General features: G+C 62.9%; 17 protein-coding genes. 1 reads left to right on the plus strand and 16 read right to left on the minus strand.

The window, feature by feature from the left end; all coding sequences use genetic code 11:
- Positions 1-109 precede the first annotated feature (109 nt).
- The 7 genes from PXJ20_RS22650 to msuE all read right to left on the minus strand — a co-directional run bounded on the left by PXJ20_RS22650 (position 110) and on the right by msuE (position 6,853).
- Positions 110-892 (minus strand): ABC transporter ATP-binding protein, encoded by a 783-nt coding sequence (locus tag PXJ20_RS22650; protein WP_421031612.1) that lies wholly within the window; start codon positions 890-892, stop codon positions 110-112.
- Positions 889-2,262 carry an ABC transporter substrate-binding protein gene (locus PXJ20_RS22655; protein WP_199540587.1) on the minus strand — a complete coding sequence of 458 codons (1,374 nt, stop codon included), beginning with the start codon at positions 2,260-2,262 and terminating at the stop codon, positions 889-891. The genes PXJ20_RS22650 and PXJ20_RS22655 overlap by 4 nt, the downstream gene beginning before the upstream one ends.
- 67 nt (positions 2,263-2,329) lie before the next feature.
- The gene (locus PXJ20_RS22660) at positions 2,330-3,385 is read right to left on the minus strand and encodes a branched-chain amino acid ABC transporter permease (RefSeq protein WP_421031613.1); all 1,056 of its coding nucleotides are present in this window, start codon (positions 3,383-3,385) and stop codon (positions 2,330-2,332) included.
- Between the two features lie 8 nt (positions 3,386-3,393).
- Entirely contained in the window at positions 3,394-4,275 is an 882-nt protein-coding gene (locus PXJ20_RS22665; RefSeq protein WP_277598945.1) for a branched-chain amino acid ABC transporter permease, read from the minus strand.
- Between the two features lie 16 nt (positions 4,276-4,291).
- Positions 4,292-5,113: an ABC transporter ATP-binding protein gene (locus tag PXJ20_RS22670; RefSeq protein ID WP_421031614.1), complete on the minus strand. Its 822-nt coding sequence runs from the start codon at positions 5,111-5,113 to the stop codon at positions 4,292-4,294.
- Positions 5,110-6,213 (minus strand): dimethylsulfone monooxygenase SfnG, encoded by a 1,104-nt coding sequence (gene sfnG / locus PXJ20_RS22675; protein ID WP_421031615.1) that lies wholly within the window; start codon positions 6,211-6,213, stop codon positions 5,110-5,112. Before sfnG ends, PXJ20_RS22670 begins: the two co-directional genes overlap by 4 nt.
- Before the next feature lie 34 nt (positions 6,214-6,247).
- Positions 6,248-6,853: an FMN reductase gene (msuE, locus tag PXJ20_RS22680; RefSeq protein WP_421031616.1), complete on the minus strand. Its 606-nt coding sequence runs from the start codon at positions 6,851-6,853 to the stop codon at positions 6,248-6,250.
- A 539-nt stretch (positions 6,854-7,392) separates the two neighbouring features.
- Between msuE and PXJ20_RS22685 the strand changes: the two genes are divergently transcribed.
- A complete protein-coding gene (locus PXJ20_RS22685; protein WP_421032622.1) occupies positions 7,393-8,457 on the plus strand; it encodes a sigma-54 interaction domain-containing protein in 1,065 nt (354 codons plus the stop codon).
- Positions 8,458-8,490: 33 nt separating this feature from the next.
- On the opposite strand, the gene PXJ20_RS22690 is transcribed toward PXJ20_RS22685, so the two are convergent.
- The 9 genes from PXJ20_RS22690 to PXJ20_RS22730 all read right to left on the minus strand — a co-directional run bounded on the left by PXJ20_RS22690 (position 8,491) and on the right by PXJ20_RS22730 (position 20,173).
- Positions 8,491-9,759: an acyl-CoA dehydrogenase family protein gene (locus PXJ20_RS22690; RefSeq protein WP_421031617.1), complete on the minus strand. Its 1,269-nt coding sequence runs from the start codon at positions 9,757-9,759 to the stop codon at positions 8,491-8,493.
- A 248-nt stretch (positions 9,760-10,007) separates the two neighbouring features.
- Positions 10,008-11,309, minus strand: coding sequence for an NAD(P)/FAD-dependent oxidoreductase (locus tag PXJ20_RS22695; RefSeq protein WP_421031618.1), 1,302 nt, complete (start codon positions 11,307-11,309; stop codon positions 10,008-10,010).
- A complete protein-coding gene (locus PXJ20_RS22700) occupies positions 11,306-12,601 on the minus strand; it encodes an NAD(P)/FAD-dependent oxidoreductase (RefSeq protein ID WP_421057440.1) in 1,296 nt (431 codons plus the stop codon). The genes PXJ20_RS22695 and PXJ20_RS22700 overlap by 4 nt, the downstream gene beginning before the upstream one ends.
- 54 nt (positions 12,602-12,655) lie before the next feature.
- On the minus strand, positions 12,656-14,200 hold the full coding sequence (locus tag PXJ20_RS22705; protein ID WP_421031620.1) for a DUF3138 family protein: 1,545 nt from the start codon (positions 14,198-14,200) through the stop codon (positions 12,656-12,658).
- 65 nt (positions 14,201-14,265) lie between these two features.
- On the minus strand, positions 14,266-15,180 hold the full coding sequence (locus PXJ20_RS22710; RefSeq protein ID WP_199540578.1) for an ABC transporter permease subunit: 915 nt from the start codon (positions 15,178-15,180) through the stop codon (positions 14,266-14,268).
- Entirely contained in the window at positions 15,177-16,148 is a 972-nt protein-coding gene (locus PXJ20_RS22715) for an ABC transporter permease subunit (protein WP_026121291.1), read from the minus strand. The genes PXJ20_RS22710 and PXJ20_RS22715 overlap by 4 nt, the downstream gene beginning before the upstream one ends.
- A complete protein-coding gene (locus PXJ20_RS22720) occupies positions 16,145-17,299 on the minus strand; it encodes an ABC transporter ATP-binding protein (RefSeq protein ID WP_017774051.1) in 1,155 nt (384 codons plus the stop codon). Before PXJ20_RS22720 ends, PXJ20_RS22715 begins: the two co-directional genes overlap by 4 nt.
- A 217-nt stretch (positions 17,300-17,516) precedes the next feature.
- Positions 17,517-18,638, minus strand: a complete 1,122-nt coding sequence (locus tag PXJ20_RS22725; protein ID WP_126875461.1) for a polyamine ABC transporter substrate-binding protein — start codon at positions 18,636-18,638, stop codon at positions 17,517-17,519.
- Between the two features lie 92 nt (positions 18,639-18,730).
- Positions 18,731-20,173, minus strand: a complete 1,443-nt coding sequence (locus PXJ20_RS22730) for an aspartate aminotransferase family protein (RefSeq protein WP_413215687.1) — start codon at positions 20,171-20,173, stop codon at positions 18,731-18,733.
- Between the last annotated feature and the right edge of the window lie 27 nt (positions 20,174-20,200).

Raw genomic sequence — 20,200 nt, forward strand, 5'->3', positions numbered from 1 at the left:
GGGATTACACGGCATACGAGTGCGTACCGCGATGCTCGATCATGAACACGCGGCCTGATCGAAATCGAAAGAAGACCTTGAATACAAGGAAACGAGATTGCGTGAGTCGTCACTGAAGGCCGACAGCCGCGTCCACGCCTGCCCGCTTTCCCCCACCCAGATAAGCATCCCGAAGCACGTCCGAGCTTGCAAGCTGCGCCGCCGGTCCTTGCGCCACAACTCGCCCACTTTCCAGCACGTACCCGTACTGTGCGTGCCGTAGCGCGACCGCCGCGTTCTGTTCGGCGAGCAGAACGCTCACGCCTTCGTCCCGATTCAGTGCCGCCACCACTTCGAAAATCTCTTCCACGACGTGGGGTGCAAGGCCCATCGATGGTTCGTCCAGCAAGATCAGCGAGGGCCGCGCAACCAATGCGCGGCCTAATGCCACCATCTGCTGTTCGCCGCCCGAGGTGTGGCCGGCCAACGCATGGCGCCGTTCCTTCAGTCGGGGAAAAATCGCATACACGCGGTCCACTTCGGTGCTGAGCGCGCGGCGCGTCGGCCTGTGCACGAACGCGCCGATGCGCAGGTTTTCTTCCACTGTGAGATGCGCGAAGCAGCGCCGTCCCTCCAGCACCTGGACGAGTCCACGCTTAGCGAGTGACCACGGGTCGATGTTCGCAACAGGTTCGCCGCGGTAGATGATGCGGCCCGCTTCCAGTGCGCCGCGTTCCGCGCGAACGAGGTTCGAGACGGCCTTCAGCGTCGTGGTTTTGCCCGCACCGTTGCCGCCCAGCAGGGCAACGAAACCCCCTTTCGGAACGGTCAGCGATACGTCGCTTACAGCGGGCGCGAGCCCGCCGTACGCCACGCGAATTGCGTCGACCTGGAGGATGGGTGCGTTGCTCATGCGCCTACGTCCTTGCTGCAATCGCGTGGCGTGATGCCCTTCTCTTTCGCGTACGCGTTCGCCGATTTTTCGATGATGGGTCGCAGCAACGCGCGGTCCGCTTGCACCCAGCCGCTCACCACGTTCCACTTCGTGCCGTCCCATTGCTGAAAGCGCACCGCACCGCCGCCTTCGTGGTCCGCGCACGAAAGCTTGAGCGGCTGCACGAGACCGTATGCGCCGAGCTGCTTGAGCCGCGCGTCATCGAGTTTCAGATGCTCGAAGCCCCAGCGCACCTGTTCGCCTGTCAGCGGTTTATTGCCGAAGCGAGCCTGCGCTACGCGCAATGCCTCGACGTTCAGGATGCCGTTGACCACGCCCAGGTTGTAGTACACGGTGCCGAATCGCGCAGGGTCTTTGAGGTTGCCGTTGCCGGGCTTAATGACGTACTGGTTGATGGCCTGAACCACGGGGTAGTCGGTGCCTGATGGATGCGTGGTGATGGAAAGAAAGCCTTTTGCCGCATCGCCCGCGGGCCGCACGTCTTCTTCGGAATTGCTCCAGATGTTGCCGATGATGTGGTTGGCCGGGTACCCCACCTTCTGAGCGGACTTCAGCGCAACCGGATTCATCACGCCCCAGCCGCGCAGAATTACCCAATCGGGATTGATGCGGTGAATCGTGAGCCATTGCGAGCCCTGTTCGTTGCCCGGATGCGGCACCTCGATCTGCGTCAGCGAAAAACCGTACTTCTTCGCAAGAATGTCGAGCACCGGAATCGTCTCGCGGCCATAGGGCGAGCCGTGATAGAGCACGACGATCTTCTTGCCCTGCAACGCGGCCAGTCCACCCGACTGCTGTCCGATGTAATTGATGATCGCCGATACCTCGCTATACGGGTTCAACTGAAGCGGAAAGACGTACGGAAACACGGCGCCGTCGGTCGAATCCGTACGACCGTGGTTGATCGTGATGAGCGGCAGACGATCCGCCGTAGAGCGGTCCAGCGTGGCGTAGGCGATGCCGACTGAAAGCGGATTGGTGGCCGCAGCCGGCGCGCCGTTCAGGCCGTGCTTCAGACGCTCATAGCATTCCACGCCCTTTTCGACCACATATTCGGTCTCGCACTCGCTCCATGTCAGCTTGACGCCGTTCACGCCGCCGTCGCGCGCGTTGATGAGTTGCAGGTAATCGATGAAGCCGCCGAAGAAGCCGCTGCCGCCGGCCGCATACGGTCCTACGCGATAGCTTTGCAGCGGGAAGTATTGTTCGCCGGCGGCTTGCGCATTCGGAGCGTTGCTCAAGGCAAGCGCAATGCCCAGTGCGGCAGTGGCGAGTACGCTCGTCAATTGCGCACGAGTGAAGCGCCGCTGTTTGCTTTTTCCGTTCATTGATGTGGGATCCTTATCGAGTTTGAGATGTGCGAAGTGCGTAGGTAAGAGAGGCTGTTCGATTCGGTCAGGCGACGCGACGCGCCCGTAACCGTTGCAAGGTGGTTTGGAGCAGACGCGCGAGCCCTTCGGGCTCTCGCACGAGGAAGACGATGATCAACGTGCCGAGCACGATTTTCTGCAGGTTTTGCAGCTGACCCGCTTCGATTCCAACGTGCGACAGCGCGCTCGCCGCATTGGAGAGCAGGATGGGCAGCAACACGATGAAGGCCGCGCCGAGCAGATTGCCGCCCACGCTGCCCATGCCGCCGATAATCACGATGAACAGCACCTGGAACGACAGGTTCAGATCGAAGCCGTGCGGTTCCACGGTGCCGAGGTAGACGAACGCCCACAGCGCACCGGCAATGCCGATCACGAACGAACTGAGCGCGAATGCATAAAGGCGCGATGCCGCAACCGGAATGCCGATCACGCTTGCGGCGGTGTCCATGTCGCGCACGGCCATCCAGCGCCTACCCAATTCGCTGCGCACGAGACGCGCGCCAAACGCGAACAGCAGCAACACCGTGCCCAACACGAAGAGGTAGCGGGACACGGGCGTATCGATCTGCCAGTTGCCGATGGCAAGTCTTGGCGCCGAGAGCACGCCCGACGTATCGTCGTTCGAAAACCAGCTGACTTTCGTGAACAGCCATTCCACGAAAAACTGCGCTGCGAGTGTCGAGACGATCAGATAGAAGCCCTTGATGCGCAATGCGGGCAGGCCGAACAACGCGCCAACGGCGGCGGTGACGAGCCCGCCGCCAAGGAGCGCCGCCGGCAAGGGTAGCCCTGGCACGCGCACGATCAGGTTGTAGGTGGCGTAGGCACCCACGGCCATGAACGCGGCCGAGCCGAGCGAGAGTTGCCCGGCGTAGCCTGTGACGAGATTGAGGCCGAGCGCCGCGGCTGAGAGCACGAGGAATGGCGTGAGCACGGCGGTCAACCAGTACTCGCTCGCAAACGCGGGCACCGCGCCAAATAGAACGGCCGCGACCGCGACGCCAGCAAGAAGCGTCCATACGCGCTGGCCGCGCAATTCGGAGATGGAGGAGGGAGCAGGAGCAAGGCGAGTGGACATGGCGGGCCTCACACGCGTTCGACGGCGGGCTCGCCAAAGAGCCCCACAGGCCGCACCAGGAGGCACAGCATCGCGAGAACGTAGGGGAACCAGTTCTCGATGCCGCCGCCTACCCATGCGCCGACGTACACCTCGGCGAGTTTTTCGGTACCGCCTACGATGAGGCCGCCCACAATCGCTCCCACGATCGACGAAAAGCCGCCAATGATCAGCACCGGAAGCGCCTTGAGCACGACGAGCGACAGCGAGAACTGCACGCCGAGCCGCGCGCCCCACAATAGCCCGGCCACGAGGCTCGCGAAGCCGGCCAGTGCCCAGACGACAGCCCACACGCGCGGCAACCGTATGCCGACGGCGAGCGCGGCAAGCGGGTCGTCGGCCACGGCGCGCAGCGAAAGGCCGAAGCGCGTATATCGCGCGAGCAGCGCGAGCACGGTGACGAGCACGCCGGCCGTTGCGGCGGCGAAGAGATCGAGCTGGCTGACCATCACGCCCGCGAGTGCGAGCGGTTTGTCGTCGATTCCGATGTCGAGACCGTGTACCTGTGCGCCCCACACGAGTTGCGCCGCGCCTTCGAGAATGAAGCTCAAGCCGAGCGTCGCCATGAAGAGCACGATGGGCGCACGGTTCACGAGCGGCCGCAACACGAACCGCCCTACCGCGAGTGCGATGGCGACAAGCGCCGCAAGCGTGATGGCGAATGCGAGCCACGGCGCAATGTGCCGCTCGACGAGACTCACGAACGTGAGTGCGCCGAACAGTACCAGCGCACCCTGCGCATAGTTGAAGACGCCCGAAGCCTTGTAGATCAGTACGAAACCGATCGCAACGAGCGAATACATGACGCCGGCAAGCAGGCCGCCGGCCAGCACTTCGAAAAAGAAATCCATCGGTTCAATCCATGGGTCAGTGGCGCGTGCCGAGATAGGCGGTGAGCACAGCCGGGTTCGCACGCACCTCGGCGGGCGTGCCGTCGGCGATCTTCTTGCCGTAATCGAGCACTACGACGTGGCTGGAAATGTCCATCACCAGGCCGATGTCGTGCTCGATCAGCACGACTGTCACGCCGAGCCGCGCGTTTGCATCGGCGATGAAACGTGCCATCTCGGCTTTTTCGGCGGCATTCATGCCGGCCATCGGTTCGTCGAGCAGCAAGAGCCGAGGCTCGGCGGCGAGTGCCCGTGCCAGTTCCACGCGTTTCTGCAAGCCATACGACAGCGTGCCGACCGGCGTGCTGCGATAACGGGTGAGATCGAGTGCGTCGATCACGTTATCCGCGTGCTCGCGTTGCTGCACTTCATCGCGCCGCGCGCGGCCCACGCCGAAGGTCTGCTCGATCCACGTGCTGTGCCGGTGCAAGCTGCGCCCCGTCAGTACGTTGTCGAGTACGCTCATCCGCCGAAAGAGCGCGATGTTCTGGAACGTTCGCGCGATGCCGGTGTGTGCCGCGTGGTAGGCGTTCATCCGCGTATACGCGTGGCCCGCGAAGCGGATCGTGCCGCGCTGCGGTGCGTACACGCCATTGATGACGTTCAGCAGCGAACTCTTGCCCGCACCGTTCGGGCCGATCAGCGAGCAGATGGCGCCGGCCTCCACGTCGAAACTCAAGTCGGCAATGGCCTGCACGCCATCGAACGACAGCGAAATGTTCTCGAGCGAAAGCAGCGGGACGTCCGCAGCATGTGTCGCAGCCACGCTTCCCGCAGCGGATGAGCGCACCACGTTCATGCGGCCTTCGCCTCGCGTGCCGCTTCAAGCTCGCGCACGAGCGGCAAGACCTTCTTCCCGAAATACTCCACTTCCTCGATGAAGTGCAGGAAACCGGCAAGCACGAGATCGACGCCCACGGACTTCAGCTCGACGATGCGTTCGGCAATCTGCTGCGGCGTGCCGATCAGATTCGTGCGGAAGCCGTCGTTGTACTGCACGAGGTCTTCGAAGGTGGACTTCGCCCAGTTGCCTTCGCCCTCGGGCGACGCCTTGCCTGCCTCCTTCACCGCATCGCCGAATGCATGCACGGCTTCCACGTGCGCATGCCGGATGATGTCGTCGAGCACGGCTCTCGCTTCTTCTTCCGTATCGCGCGCGATGACGAAAGCATTCACGCCAATGCGCACCGTGTGTCCGTTCTTTGCGGCCTTGCTTTGAATGTCGTCGATCTGGGCCTTCAGGTTTTCCACCGTATTGCCGTTGGTGAAATACCAATCCGAAACGCTTGCTGCGTTGTCGCGAGCGGCACGCGAGCTGCCGCCCTGGAAGATTTCGGGATGCGGCTTCTGAACAGGCTTGGGGCTCAACGTGTATTCGTTGAAGCGATAGAAATCGCCTTTGAACGTGAAGCGGTCTTGCGTCCAGATGCCCTTCAAGGCACGAATGAATTCATTCGACCGTCGATACCGTTCGTCGTGTTCAAGCCACGGTTCGCCGATCGCCGTGAACTCGCCCTTGAACCAGCCGCTCACCACGTTGATCGCAATGCGGCCGTTCGAGATGTGGTCGATGGTGGCAATCTGCTTTGCGACCACGGCCGGATGCCACGGCCCAGGCAGGATGGCGGCAAGCACCTTGAGCTTCGTCGTGGCGTGCAGCAGCGCCTGGCTGAACGACACGGATTCGTGCTGGTATTCGGCGCCGTAGCCCGCCGTGAAGCGGATCTGGCTCAGTGCGTATTCGAAGCCGGCATCTTCGGCCACGCGTGCGAGCTTCTGGTTGTATTCGAGGCTCCAGTCGGTGCGTTGCGGGATCGTGCTCACAACCAGGCCGCCGCTCACGTTGGGCACCCAGTAGGCGAATTTCACGGCGTCGTCGCGGGAAACGGTATCGGTCATCGGAAAATCCTCGTGAAGGCAAATGGATCGAAATTCACGCAGCGGCCGTAACAGCGTGCGCAGGTGAGGGCGTAGAGAAGGAATCTGCACTGGATGGCGAAGACCGCTGCTGTACGAACGGCAACGCTCGCGAAACAGCTAGTGCGAGGCGGTCGCGCAGTGAGTCGCTGGCAATGGCGTAGTGATCGAAATCGTGCTCGGACGCATAGACGCCAATGGGCAATGTGTGCGCCTGAAAGAAGCTGAGGAGCGGGCGCAATTGATGGTCGATCACGAGCGCGTGCCGCTCGCTGCCGCCGGTTGCGGCGAGCAGCACGGGTACATCGAACAACGCTTCGTGATGCACGAGGTCGAACAGGTGCTTGAAGAGCCCTGTAAACGAGGCGCGATACACGGGACTGCCCACAACGAGCAGATCGGCGGATTCGATGGCGTCGATATGGGAGCGCACGTCCGGCGTCAGTCGGTCGCGATCCAATGAGGCGGCAAGCTGGGGCGCAATCTCGCCAAGCTCCACGAGATGAGTGTCCGCAGCAAGGCTCGCCGCAAGCGTCGTCACCAGATGCTCCACGAGCACATGGGTGCGCGACGGCCGGCGCACGCTGCCCGATACCCCGACGATTTTCAGTTTTCTGCTCATACGGCTGCGTCCTTGTCGCAAGACAGTGATGGTTCGTCAGGATCACTATGCGAGGAGCATGCCAACGTGAAAGCGACGGACGGGCCGCGTTCGCATGGGGGTTGCCGAGCCGCTGGACAAGGCGTGCAAGCCGAAACGCCGTCTATATCGCGCACTGCGGATTCGTTATGCGGCTGCGTGATGAACGCAGGCGAGCAGCGCCGCTGCATGGCTGCTGCGCCAGGAGCAGCGCTGCTGCTACGCCGTTAAGTGGTGTTTACCGCAGCGAGATGCGCCGTGTAACAACCTCGTGCCGCGTTCGAAGCGTCGGCCGGTGCTGCCATAGCAGCAATCCGACTTTGGTTATGGAAACAAAATCGCTTGCCGACGCCGCGATTTGTTCAGAATGACCTGCCCGACATGCACGCGTGCGATGAAAGCAACGCAGCGGCCCATGCACCTTCGATAGACGACAGACCCAGGCCATGAATCCGTCCGTCCACTACCTTGCACATCGCCGGCACGAAGCTGCGCCTCATACCTCACCTTCAGTCATTGCGATGCCCGACAGGCGCTCCACATATGCGAGCCCTGCCGCCGCGTCGCCGCGTGCTACTGCACAGGTGTTTGCCGACCCGCGCTCGCTTGCGTTGCTGGAGCGCATCCAGCTCGTTGCGCCGAGTGACGCGAATGTGCTGATCGTGGGCGAGACAGGTACGGGCAAGGAACTCGTTGCACGTCACGTGCATCATCTGAGCCATCGGCGCGATGCGCCGTTTATTGCCGTGAATTGCGGGGCGCTCTCCGAATCGCTCGTGGAAAGCGAGTTGTTCGGTCATGAGAAGGGCGCATTCACCGGCGCACTTTCTGCGAAGCCCGGGTGGTTCGAAGCGGCACAGGGTGGCACGCTGTTTCTTGACGAGATTGGGGACTTGCCGCTGCCCATGCAGGTGAAATTGCTGCGCGTGCTGCAGGAACGCGAGGTCGTGCGGCTGGGTGCGCGCGGGAGCACTCCCGTCGACGTGCGGGTGGTGGCGGCCACCAACGTACATCTTCGCGACGCGGTGGTGGCGGGTCGCTTTCGCGAGGACCTCTACTATCGCCTCAACGTCGTTCAGCTTGCGGTGCCTGCGTTGCGCGAGCGGCCCGGCGACATTCTTCCGCTCGCCCATCATTTCATGCGGACCTATCGCGAGCGGATCGGGCACGGCGCGCGCGACCTGGACGAAGCGGCGCAACGCAAGCTCAGTGCGTACAGTTGGCCCGGCAATATTCGCGAACTCGAAAACGTGGTCCATCATGCGCTGCTGGTTTGCCCACGCGACAGGCTGGGCGAAGCGGATTTGCCGCTGTCCTCGCTCGACGTGCATCGCGTGCGTTGCATTGCGCCGGAACGCGAACCTGAGCGGGCGGCGAACACCGAACGTGTGTTGGAGGCCGCGTTACGCGTGCTTCTCGAAGAAGGCCATGACGGGCTGTTTGAACGGATCGAGAACATGGTGATGCGCGTGGCGTTCGATTACTGCCATCGGAATCAGGTGCAGGCGGCGCGACTGCTCGGCATCAGCCGCAACGTGCTGCGCGCGCGGCTCATTCGCGCGCGAGAGATCGATGCGTTGAAGTAGCACGCGGCAACATGCGCCGCGTGCACGTTGGGCTTAATCGGCAGCGTTGGCAGCGCGCTCGCTTTGCGCGTTCTTGCCTGCGCCGATCTGCCAGACGTAGGGCGGCTCTGTGCCATTGATCTCCCAGTCGCCTACGATCCGCTCCTTATAGATGAGCGGATTGTGCGACGCCGCCGTTCGCGCGTTGCGCCAGTGGCGATCCAGCAGCTTCTGCTCGCTCGTGCCCGACGCACCGAGCGCGTTGAATAGATCCGTCGCTGCGGGCAACACCAGTTGCGCCACTGCGATCTGCGCTTTCGCCGTCTCCAGTTCTGCGTGGACGTTGGCGTCGTGCTCGGCCTTGCGGTCTTCGCCGAAGTGCGTATCGTAGGCGCGCTGCACCGCTTCCGCCGCGCGCCATGCGGTGGCTTCGGCCGCGTAGACGCGCGCGGCGATCTCGCCCACCACCTGTTGCACCTGGGCGTCATCGCGCACGGCGAGCGCATTGCCGTGGCTATAGACGCGTTTGCGGTTGCGAACCTCCTCGGCCACGTCGCGTACGATGGCGCGCCCCGTGCCGGCGACCACCGCAATCAACACGAGTTGATAGAACGCCGTCTGATATTTGAAGCGTGTGGAAAAGTCGATGATGTTCGCCTCTTCCACCATGGCGTTTTCGAAGGTCGACGTGCCGCTGCCCGTGGTGCGCTGGCCGAAGCCGTCCCAGTCGTCGCGGTGTCCCACGCCGGGCTGATGTGTGCTCACGGCCGCGATCACGTCGAGGCCGTCTTCGCGGCGCGCATAGACGTCGATCCAGTCCGCGAAGATGCTGCCTGTGCTGTAGTACTTGCGACCGTTGACTACCCAGCGGTCCCCGTCACGCGACACACGTGTGATGACGTCGCCAATCTTCACGTCGCCCACTTCGGTCCACGCGTTGCCGACGAGGTCGCCCGCCACGAAGCGTTCGAGCCATGCGTCGCGGCTCGCGCCAGGCGCTGCATTCAAGCGGTCTTCGACGAACGCGAAATGGCCGCGTAGCGCCTGCGGCAGCGCGGAATCCGCTTCGGCCAGTTCGATCAGCAAGCGAGTGAGTTGCGGCAGCGAAGCACCGCCACCGCCGTATTCGAGCGGCACGCGCACGGCGCCGAAACCGGCAGCCTTCAGCCAGCCGATTTGCTCGTACGGCAGCGCGCGTGTGCGTTCGCGCTGAAGGGCGCCTTCGGCGATTCGCTTGAAGATGGGGCGAAAACGGACGGCGAGCTGTTCGTAGTCGACGGCGGACGTGGCGGGAAAAGGCGCAGGTTGAGTGAGCTGGTTCATAGGCGAGCCGGTCAGGTGAAGAGGTGAGGCAGGCGATGTACCTGCGGGTCCGCTCTTCTAGCACTGGCTATGCCATGCCGCGCGTTTTGCGCCTTCGCGCGAGGCGTGGCGCGCGACAGGCCGCTTGATCCGGCCGCCGACTCGCGCCTAAACGGCTGCGGCGCTGCTGCACGCTGTGCAGTTGTGTTGCGGTGCTGCTGCGTGAGGAGCAACAGCACGGCTGCTGCCGAAGCAGCCGCTTCACCGCTCTACAACCATTCCCTCACCCGGTAATACAACATGCCGAGTTCGAGCGCCGGCTGTCGCCATGCTGGCCCGCCTGGAAAGCGCGCGTGTTTGATCTGCGCGAACAGATCGAACGCGGCGCGCTGCCCCACGATGGCTTGCGTGACGACACGCCCCGCAATACCCGTGAGCGCCACGCCGTGCCCTGAAAAGCCCTGCACGTAGAAGTAATTTGGATCGATGGCGCCGAAGTCCGGCGCACGGTTGCGCGTGACGTCGACGAAACCGCCCCACGTGTGCTGCACCTTCGTGTCGTCGAGCGACGGGAACACGCCCACCATGCGTTTGCGAATGGCCTCGGCCAGTTGCGCGGGCGACGCGGCAGCGGAACTCGCACGGCCGCCGAACAGCAGGCGGTGATCTGCCGAGAGCCTGAAGTAATCGAGAAAGAAGTTGTTGTCGCAAATGGCCGCGCGGCTGGGGATCAAGGCATCGGCGCGGGCTTTGCCGAGCGGTTCCGTGGCGACGATGTACGACGCGACCGGCGCAATGCGTGCCGCGATGGGCGCCGGCAGCACACCGCCAGGTGCCGCGTTGCAGCACGCCACCACGAAGCGGCAGCGCACTTCGCCCGTTGCGGTGCGCACCACAGGCTTCGCGCCGCGCACCACGTCGAGCACGGGCGATTGAGCGAACAGCATCGCGCCTTCGCGTCTCGCTGCGGCAGCGAGGCCCAGGCAATACTTGAGCGGATGCAGATGCCCGGAGAAGGAGTCGTAGACGCCTGCAAGGTAGCGCGGCGACGAAACGTACCTCTGCACCTGGTTGCTGTCGAGCCACTGTAGCCCGCTGTAGCCCCAGCGCGTGGTGGCCGCATCCATCCAGTGGCGCAGATCCGGCACGCGTTTGGATTTCGTCGCAACGGTCACGTAGCCCGGCGTGAACTCGCATTCGATGCCGTAGCGTTCAATGCGCTCGCGCACCAGCGCCACGCCTTCCACCGACATCGCCCACGCCGCGCGCATGCCGTCGGCGCCCAACTGCTGTTCCATCACTTCGTCTTTCGCGAAGCCGGTCAGCATCTGTCCGCCGTTGCGGCCCGATGCGCCCCAACCCGCGCGATGCGCGTCAACCACGGCCACCGTGAGGCCGCGCTCGCGACATTCGAGTGCAACGGAAAGCCCCGCATAGCCCGCGCCTATCACGCACACGTCGGCATCTACGGTGCCTTCGAGCATGGGGTCGTCGGCGCCGCGCGGCACGCTGGCTTCATACCAGGAGTTTCGCGCGAGCGCGTCGGCGCGCGAGTCGAGGCTTGAGGTCATCCGAGCAAATCCTTCATTCGATACCAGGCCATCGCGAGTACGAGGGCCGGCGTGCGCAGCGCGCTGCCGCCCGGAAAGTCGCGGTGGCGAATCTTGCCGAACAGATCGAAACGGCTTGCCTGTCCGTCGATAGCTTCCGCAATCAGCTTGCCGGCAAGCCCCGTCGTGTTGACGCCGTGCCCCGAAAAGCCTTGCGCGAAATAGACCGTGGGCGCAATGCGCCCGAAGTGCGGCGCGCGATTCATCGTGATGTCGACGAAGCCGCCCCACGCGTAATCGATCTTCACGTCGGCCAGTTGCGGAAAGGTCTTGAGCATATCGCGGCGCATCGCTTCGCCCAGGTTCCGCGGTGCGAGCGTGGAATAGCTCACCTTGCCGCCCCACAACAGCCGCATATCCGGCGCGAGGCGGAAGTAGTCGAGCACGAAGCGGCTGTCGCACACGGCGGCCTGCGCGGGCATCAGCGCCTGGGCGCGGGCCTCGCCGAGCGGTTCCGTTGCGATCACGTACGTGCCTACGGGCATGATCTTGCGTGCCACGTCGGGCGCAAGCGCACCGAGGTAGGTGTTGCATGCGAGCACGACAAATTTCGCGCGAACCGAGCCCCGTGCGGTTTCCACCACATGCCCGCCGTTCGCGCTGACAAGTCGCGTGACGCAGCTGTCTTCGTAAATGCGCGCACCGTTCTGCGCAGCCGCGCGTGCAAGGCCCAACGTGTAATTGAGCGGATGCAGGTGGCCGCTGTCGGGATCGAACAGGCCGCCCAGGTAGCGCGAGGACTGCACATACGTGCCCATCTCGCTGCCTTCCACGTAACGAAAACCCTCATAGCCGAAGCGCCGGGCCGCTTCGTCGCGCCAGTGCTGCAAAGCGAGCACATCGCGCGGCTTGTTGGCGGCGGTGAGGTAGCCCGGCGTCAGTGCGCAATCTATGTTGTGCTTCGCGACGCGCTCTTTCACGATGGCGAGCGTTTCGAGCCCCATGTCCCAGATCTGCCGCACTTCGCCTTCGTTCATGTATTGCGCGAACGTGTCGATATCGCAGGCAAAGCCGCCAATCATTTGCCCGCCGTTGCGCCCGCTCGCGGCCCATCCGACTTTCGACGCTTCCAGCACGGCCACGGAATAGCCGCGTTCGGCAAGATTGAGCGCAGCGGACACGCCCGTGAGGCCGGCGCCGATCACGCAAACGTCGGCGTCGATGAACCCTTCGAGCGAGGGATAGCGTGTGGTGTCGTTGACGGTGGCCGCGTAATACGACGCGACGTGAGGCTGATTGCAGAATTTGAGCATAGGGGATACAAAAAGCGGGCGGCGGCATGCGCGCCGCCGCCCGCTGCGCACTCGTTAGAACGAGTAGATGAACTGCGTGGCGATCAGGTCGTTGCTCTTCGTGTACGAACCGTCGTTGCGCAGGAACACGTTCTTGTTGGCCCAGTCGTGGCGATATTCGACCTTCACCGTGATTTGCTGGGTCGGGTAGAACAGCAGGTCCAGCGCTACGTCCTGACGGTTCGCGCCCTTGCACTCGAAGCCGAGCCCGCCGTTGGCCTGCGACGCCGCCAGACAGTCTGCGCCGATGCCGAAGCCGTTGGCGCTGTCCATGCCGTTGCCGCCCAGCACGATGCCGCCGCCGCCGCCGCCGTTCTTGCTATCCACGAGCAGGTCGTAACGCGCCGTGGCACCCATGCGTCCCAGGCCCGGCACGTTGAACTTGCGGTGCGCGAGGAGCGACAGGCCATACCACTGCGCGTTGCCGCCGTTGAACGCGGCGCGTTGCTGCTGACCGTAGTCGACTTCGGCGTTGTACTGAACGTCTGCGAGCGTGTAGGTTGCGTCGAGTTCGCCGAAGACGTAGTAGCCGGCTGAGTTCGTTGCCTGGCCGCCTGGGCCGAACACCACCTGACCCGCCGCATTCGTCGCGCTCGAAAGCGTCTGCCGCCCGATATTGAACGACCCGCCGATATCCAGCGCGCTCGACCACGTGTAATCCGCACGCGCCGTGAAGGTCGGAATCTTGTTGCTGGTGGTGATCGGATCGCCGAACGCATTCGTGCCCGTCTGCGTGACCGAGCCATACGTGCGGTACTGCTCGTTGCCGAGGAAGAACTTCCACGCCCAGTTGCCCGACGTGTAGTTCGCACCGATACCGATATAGCTGCCCGGATCCGAGAAGTCATACAGCAGGTTGTGCGTGAGCGTGAGCATCTGGTTCGACTGCTGCACTTCGTAGCCGCCAAAGCTCGGAATCAAGCCCGCCACGAGCGTCGTGGTCGCTGTGAGCGGCACGTTCACCACCGCGGTGTTCAGGATGTTGTTGCCGATGTTGCCGTGCTCGTTGGTGAGCAGCGTGATGCCGTTGCCGCGGTTCGGCATCAAGGTGATTTCGGCGGACGGCGCCATCGGGCCTACGCCAAAGGTCTTCTTGATGTCGAGATAGAGGTCGCCGAACGTGCTGTTGAAGTAGTTGTAGGCGCTCTCGTGATTCGCGAACAGGAACGAGGACGTGCCCGGCGCGCGGTTATACACGTAAGTCGGATCGATGTAGCCCGTAACGGAAAGACCCGCGATCGGCCCCGTATTTGCAGCGTCGGTGAGCGAATCCACCTTGAGCTGCTGGTTCGCGATCTGCTGCTTCATCTCCGTCACTTCGTCGTTCGTCAGCGTGGCGCGAGCCTTGCCGTAGTCTGGCGACGAGATATCGACCGGCGCGGGCGCAGTTGCCGCGCTAGCCGTCGGCTTCGTGGCCAGTTGCGACTTCAGGTCCTTTACTTCCTTTTGCAGCGCGTTCAACTGCGCCTGCAGGGCCTTGATCTGTGCGCTTGTGGAGTCTGCGAGCGCAATACCGGGCAACGCCCCGGCCACGAGCAGACAGATTAGCTTCTTTCTCATCTAGATTCTCCTTATCGTCGGTCGTATCGCGGATAACTTCGGCTTCAATGCGTGCGGCGTCTGCTTCAGGCCGTGCCGAGCGTTTTGCGCGCGGCGGCGGTTCGGGGTTGCGGCGAATCGGTGTCGGACGTGTCCGCGTGCGAGGGCTGTGAAAAGGCCATCTGCATGTCGCGCAGGCGTCGTCGGTCACGTGCCACCATGAACTGGTTCACGACGATGACGCCGATCGTCACGGCCGTGATGAAGAGCGTGGCGAGCGCGTTCATTTCGGGGTTCAAACCAAGACGCACGCGCGAGAACACCACGAGCGGCAGCGTGGTGGAGCCGGGCCCGGAGAGGAACGCGGAGAGCACGAGGTCGTCGATAGAAAGCGTGAACGAAAGCAGCCAGCCCGAGATCAATGCCTGCGAGATCAGCGGCAAGGTGATCACGAAGAACACCTTGAGCGGCGTGGCGCCCAGATCGAGCGCGGCTTCTTCCAGCGACTTGTTGAGCTCCTTCACGCGCGACTGCACGATGATGGCGACATACGAAACGCACAGCATGACGTGACCAATCCACATCGTGAAGACGCCGCGTCCCTTGGGCCAGCCCAAGATTTGCTCCATCGCCACGAAGAGCAGCAGCAGCGAGATGCCCTGAATCACTTCGGGAATCACGAGCGGAGCGTTGATCATCGCGGTGTACAGCGTGAAGCCGCGAAAGCGCCCGAAGCGCGCCAGCACGAACCCGGCCCACGTGCCGATCACCACCGATGCGAAGGCCGTCATCAGACCGATCTTCAGCGAGAGCCACGCGGCGGAAAGTAGTTCGTCATCCTGAAGCAGCGCCGCGTACCATTTGAACGAGAAACCGGACCACACCGTTACGAGCTTCGATTCGTTGAACGAGTAGACAACGAGGCTGATGATCGGGATGTACAGAAACAGAAAACCGAGCGCGAGCACGCTCACGGAAAGCGGCTTGTTGGGCTTGATCATTTCGCGTCCCCCAGTTCTTTGACCTGGTAATACTGAAAGACGGCCATCGGCACGAGCAGCAGCATGACCATTGCGACCGTTACCGCGGAAGCCATGGGCCAGTCCATGTTGTTGAAGAACTCGTCCCACATCACGCGGCCCAGCATCAACGTGTCGGCGCCGCCCAGCAGTTCGGGAATCACGTACTCGCCCACGGCGGGAATGAACACGAGCAGGCTGCCCGCGATGATGCCGTTCTTCGAAAGCGGCAACGTGATGCGCGTGAACGCGACCCACGGCTTCGCGCCCAGATCGTAGGCCGCTTCCAGCAGCGTGAGGTCCATCTTCACGAGGTGCGCGTAAAGCGGCATCACCATGAACGGCAGATACGAATACACCATGCCGATATAGACACCCGCGTCGCTGTGATAGAGCCGCAGCGGGTTGTGGATGAGGCCGATGGCCATGAGCGCGTGGTTGAGCAGCCCGTCGTCTTTCAGGATGCCGATCCAGGCGTAGACGCGAATCAGGAACGACGTCCAGAACGGCAGCATCACGCCCATCATCAGAATGTTGCGCGTGCCAGGGGCCGAGCGCGCGATGTAGTACGAAATGGGGTAGCCGATGAGAAGGCACAGCAGCGTGGATACCGCCGCCATCTTCAGCGAGCTGATGTAGGTGGCGATATAGAGACTGTCCTGCAACAGGAACGCGTAGTGCCCGAGCTGCAGTGCGAAGTGCACCATGCCGTCCTTCACGCTCATCAAGGCCGTGTAGGGCGGAATGCTCATCATCTGGTCGGCGAAGCTGATTTTCAGCACCAGCACGAACGGCAGCGCGAAGAACACCGCGAGCCATACGAACGGCACACCGATTACGGTGGAGCGCCCGGAGGGAACGAAACGCGAAAGCGTGCGCGCAAGCGTAGCGCGTACCGACGCGGTGCTGCCGTTGACCACCGGCAAGGAAGGGGAGGCAGGGTTTCTCATTGCGTCAGCACCACGCCGCTAGCCGGCGACCAGGAGACGAACACGTCGTCGTTGTAGTCGGGCGCACCGTCTTGCATGAGGTGCGAGCTGGAGAGATTGGAGACCACGACTTTGCCGCTTGGCAGGCGCACGTGATACAGCGAATAGCTGCCCATGTACGCAACATCCGTCACCACGCCGCGCGCCCAGTTGTGCGGTGCCGAGGGACGCTCGCGCGTCACGCGTACACGTTCGGGACGCACCGAAATGCCCACCGGCATGCCGAGCGGCCCGGTCACACCGTGGCTCACATACATGCGCGCTTCGAGGTCTTCGCTTTCCACGAAGATGTGGTCGGGCTCGTCTTCCACCACCACACCTTCGAAGAGATTGGTTGAGCCGATGAACTCCGCGGAGAAGCGGCTGTTCGGAAACTCGTACACCTGGTTAGGCGTACCAATCTGCACGATGCGGCCTTCGCTCATCACGGCGAGGCGGCTCGCCATCGTCATGGCTTCTTCCTGGTCGTGCGTGACCATCACGCAGGTCACGTCTACCTTCTCGATGATGTTCACGAGTTCCAGCTGCGTCTTCTGGCGAATCTTCTTGTCGAGCGCGGACATCGGTTCGTCGAGCAGGAGCAGCTTGGGGCGCTTCACGAGCGAGCGCGCCAGCGCCACACGTTGCTGCTGACCGCCGGAAAGCTGGTGCGGCTTGCGCTGCGCGTAGCGGCTCATCTGCACGAGGTTGAGCACGTCGGCCACGCGGTCGCGAATCTCGTTCTTCGGCGCGCCTTCCTGCTTGAGGCCGAATGCGACGTTCGCTTCCACCGTCATGTGCGGAAAGAGCGCGTACGACTGGAACATCATGTTGACGGGCCTGCGGTACGGCGGAAGCGTGGCGAGGTCTTCGCCGTCCACGAAGATGCGCCCGGAGGTGGCCGTCTCCAGTCCCGCGAGCATGCGCAGCAGCGTGGACTTGCCGCAGCCGGAGCTGCCAAGCAGTGCAAACAGCTCGTTTTTCGCGATGCTGAGGCTCACGTTGTCCACGGCGGTGCTGTCGCCGAATTTCTTGACGACGTTTTCGATGCGGACGAACTCGTCGGTTTTCGCTTGCCCGGCCGCGGGCGGGCGCGCCATCTGTGCGGCATTGACTGAAGGCGTCGATTTCATGATGTAACCATTCCTTCCTTGCTGAACCTGCGCAATTGCAGGCGCGAGTGCTCCCACACGAGGCGCGCAAGGCGATTCGCAGGGGGGACTGCTGCGGTAATCGGGGAGACCGCGCGCGTTCGCACGCGCGCTGCCGAACTGCCGGATTGCTGACTTCGCGCGGAAGAGGTGTCGAGCGACGCCTTTTCCGCAAACGTGGATGGTGGTGCGCGTCGGGTTAGTGACCGGTCTTCAGCTGAGCCCAGAGACGGTTTTCAAGACGCAGAATGTCTGCCGGCATCGGCCGCATCAGCGTCATCTTCTTCAGCACGTCTTCGGGCGGGTAAACCGTGGTGTCCTGTGCAACGGCGGGCACGACGAACTGGCGAGCCGCGTGATTCGCGGTGGGGTAGAACACCTCGTTCGTGATCGCGGCGTTGACCTTCGGGTCTTCGATGTAGTTGATCCACTTCATGGCCGCTTCGGGATGCGGCGCGTCTTTCGGAATCACCATCACGTCGAACCACAGCAGACCGCCTTCCTTCGGGTTCGAGAACTTGACCTCGTACGAACGCTTGGCTTCCTGAGCGCGGCGGCGTGCGATGCCGACGTCGCCCGACCAGCCCAGCGCCACGCAAACGTCGTTGTTCACGAGGTCGTTGATGTAGCCCGACGAGTTGAACTGCGTGATGTACGGACGAACCTGCTTGAGCACCTGGAACGCTGCCTGGTAGTCCGCAGGGTTCGTGCTGTTTGGATCTTTGTGCATGTATTGCAGCGTGGCGGCGAACACGTCTACAGCCTGATCGAGGAACGACACGCCGCAGCCCTTCAGCTTGGAGAGGTACTGCGGATCGAGCACGAGGGACCAGCTATCCACGGGTGCGTTGTCGCCCAGCGCCTTCTTGACGGCCTGCACGTTGTAGCCCACGCCGTCGGTGCCGTACGCCCAAGGCACGCCGTACTGGTTGCCCGGGTCGGCGTCGGCGATCATCTTCATCAGCACGGGATCGAGGTTCGCCAGATTCGGAATCTTCGACTTGTCGAGCTTCTGGTAGACGCCCGCCTGAATCTGCTTGGCCATGTAGTTCGACGTGGGCACCACGATGTCGTAGCCCGAGCTGCCTGCAAGCAGCTTGGCTTGCAGCGTGTCGTCGCTGTCGTAGTTGTCGTACTTGACCTTGACGCCGCTTTGCTTCTCGAAGTTCGGAATCGTGTCCTTCGCGATGTAGTCGGACCAGTTATAGACGTTCAACTCGGTGTCGGCCGCCTGCACCGCCGGACTCGAAAACGCCGCGAGACCGCCGACCACGAGAACCGCCGCACTTGCGACTGCATGACGAAGATGACAAACACGCATGGTTATTCCCCTGAAGGTGAGAGCCGGACGGCGGCTCGCCCCGGTACACCCCCGCGGTGCACCCCATAGGCCGCCGTCCGAAGGTGTGGCAGTTACGAAAGACCCAGTTGTTGCGCCGTTGCGTCGACGGCTTTTTTCGCCTTCGACACGAGTTCGTCGATTTCCTGCCTCGTGATGACGAGCGGCGGCGAAAGCAGCATCCGGTCGCCGGTGGCCCGCATGATGAGGTTGCCGTTGAAGCAGAAGTCGCGGCAAATCGTGCCTACGTCGCCGCCGTTTTCGAAGCGCTTGCGCGTTTTCGGGTCTTGCGCGAGCTGCAGCCCCGCAACGAGGCCCGCACCCGCAATCTCGCCGATCAACGGATGACCCGCGAATGTCTCGCGCAGCAGTTGCTGGAAGTACGGACCGGTGTCGTTCTTCACGCGCTCCACGATCTTGCCGTCGCGCAGCAGTTTCAGATTCGCGAGCGCCACGGCAGCGGCAACCGGATGGCCCGAATACGTGAGGCCGTGGTTGAACTCGCCGTGCTCGATGATCGCCTTCGCAATGCGCTCGTGCAGACCCACCGCGCCCATCGGAATGTAGCCGCTCGTGAGGCCCTTGGCCATGGTGATGAGGTCCGGCTCGAAACCGAAATGCTGGTGTGCGAACCATTCGCCGGTGCGCCCGAACCCGCCGATCACTTCGTCCGCCGCGAGCAGGATGTCGTACTTGCGGCAGATACGCTGGATCTCCGGCCAATACGTGGAGGGCGGGAAGATCACGCCGCCCGCCCCCTGGAAAGGCTCACCGATGAACGCGGCTACGTTTTCCGCACCCAGTTCGAGAATCTTCGCTTCGAGCTGCTGCGCGCGTGCAAGGCCGAACGCCTCGGGCGTCATGCCGGCCTCGGCTTCGCCGAAGTAGTAGGGCTGGTCGATATGAACGATGTGCTCGACTTTCGAAGGCATCTGTTCGTGCATGTAGCCCATGCCGCCCAGCGTGGCGCCCGCAATGGTCGAACCGTGATAGGCGTTCTTGCGCGAGATGACGTACTTCTTCGACGGCTTGCCCTGCGTGATCCAGTACTGATGCACCGTGCGCAGCACCGTGTCGTTGCCTTCCGATCCGCTGTTGCAATAGAAGAAGTGCGTGAACGGTGCGGGCGTGATTTCGGCCAGCAGCGCGGAAAGTTCGATGACGGGCGGGTGCGTGGTCTTGAAGAACGTGTTGTAGTAGGGCAGCTCCTGCATCTGCCGGTAGGCCGCTTCCGCCAGTTCTTTGCGACCGTACCCGACGTTCACGCACCACAACCCCGCCATGCCGTCGATGATCTTGTTGCCTTCGGAGTCCCACAGATAGACGCCCTGCGCCTTCACGATCACGCGGCTACCCGCGCGATTGAGCGAACCCATGTCCGAAAACGGATGGATGTGGTGCGCCGCGTCGAGCGCACGGTATTCCGCGGTGGTGCGTTGCTGCGCGACCTGCGCGCCCGCCACGGGCGCGGCCGGTGCCACTTGTACCCATGCTGCTTCTTCTGTCCGGTAACTCATGTTGCCTCCAATGTGTCTGCGCGTTGT

The organism is Paraburkholderia sp. A1RI_3L, from assembly GCF_048957895.1.
GTDB lineage: Bacteria > Pseudomonadota > Gammaproteobacteria > Burkholderiales > Burkholderiaceae > Paraburkholderia > Paraburkholderia kururiensis.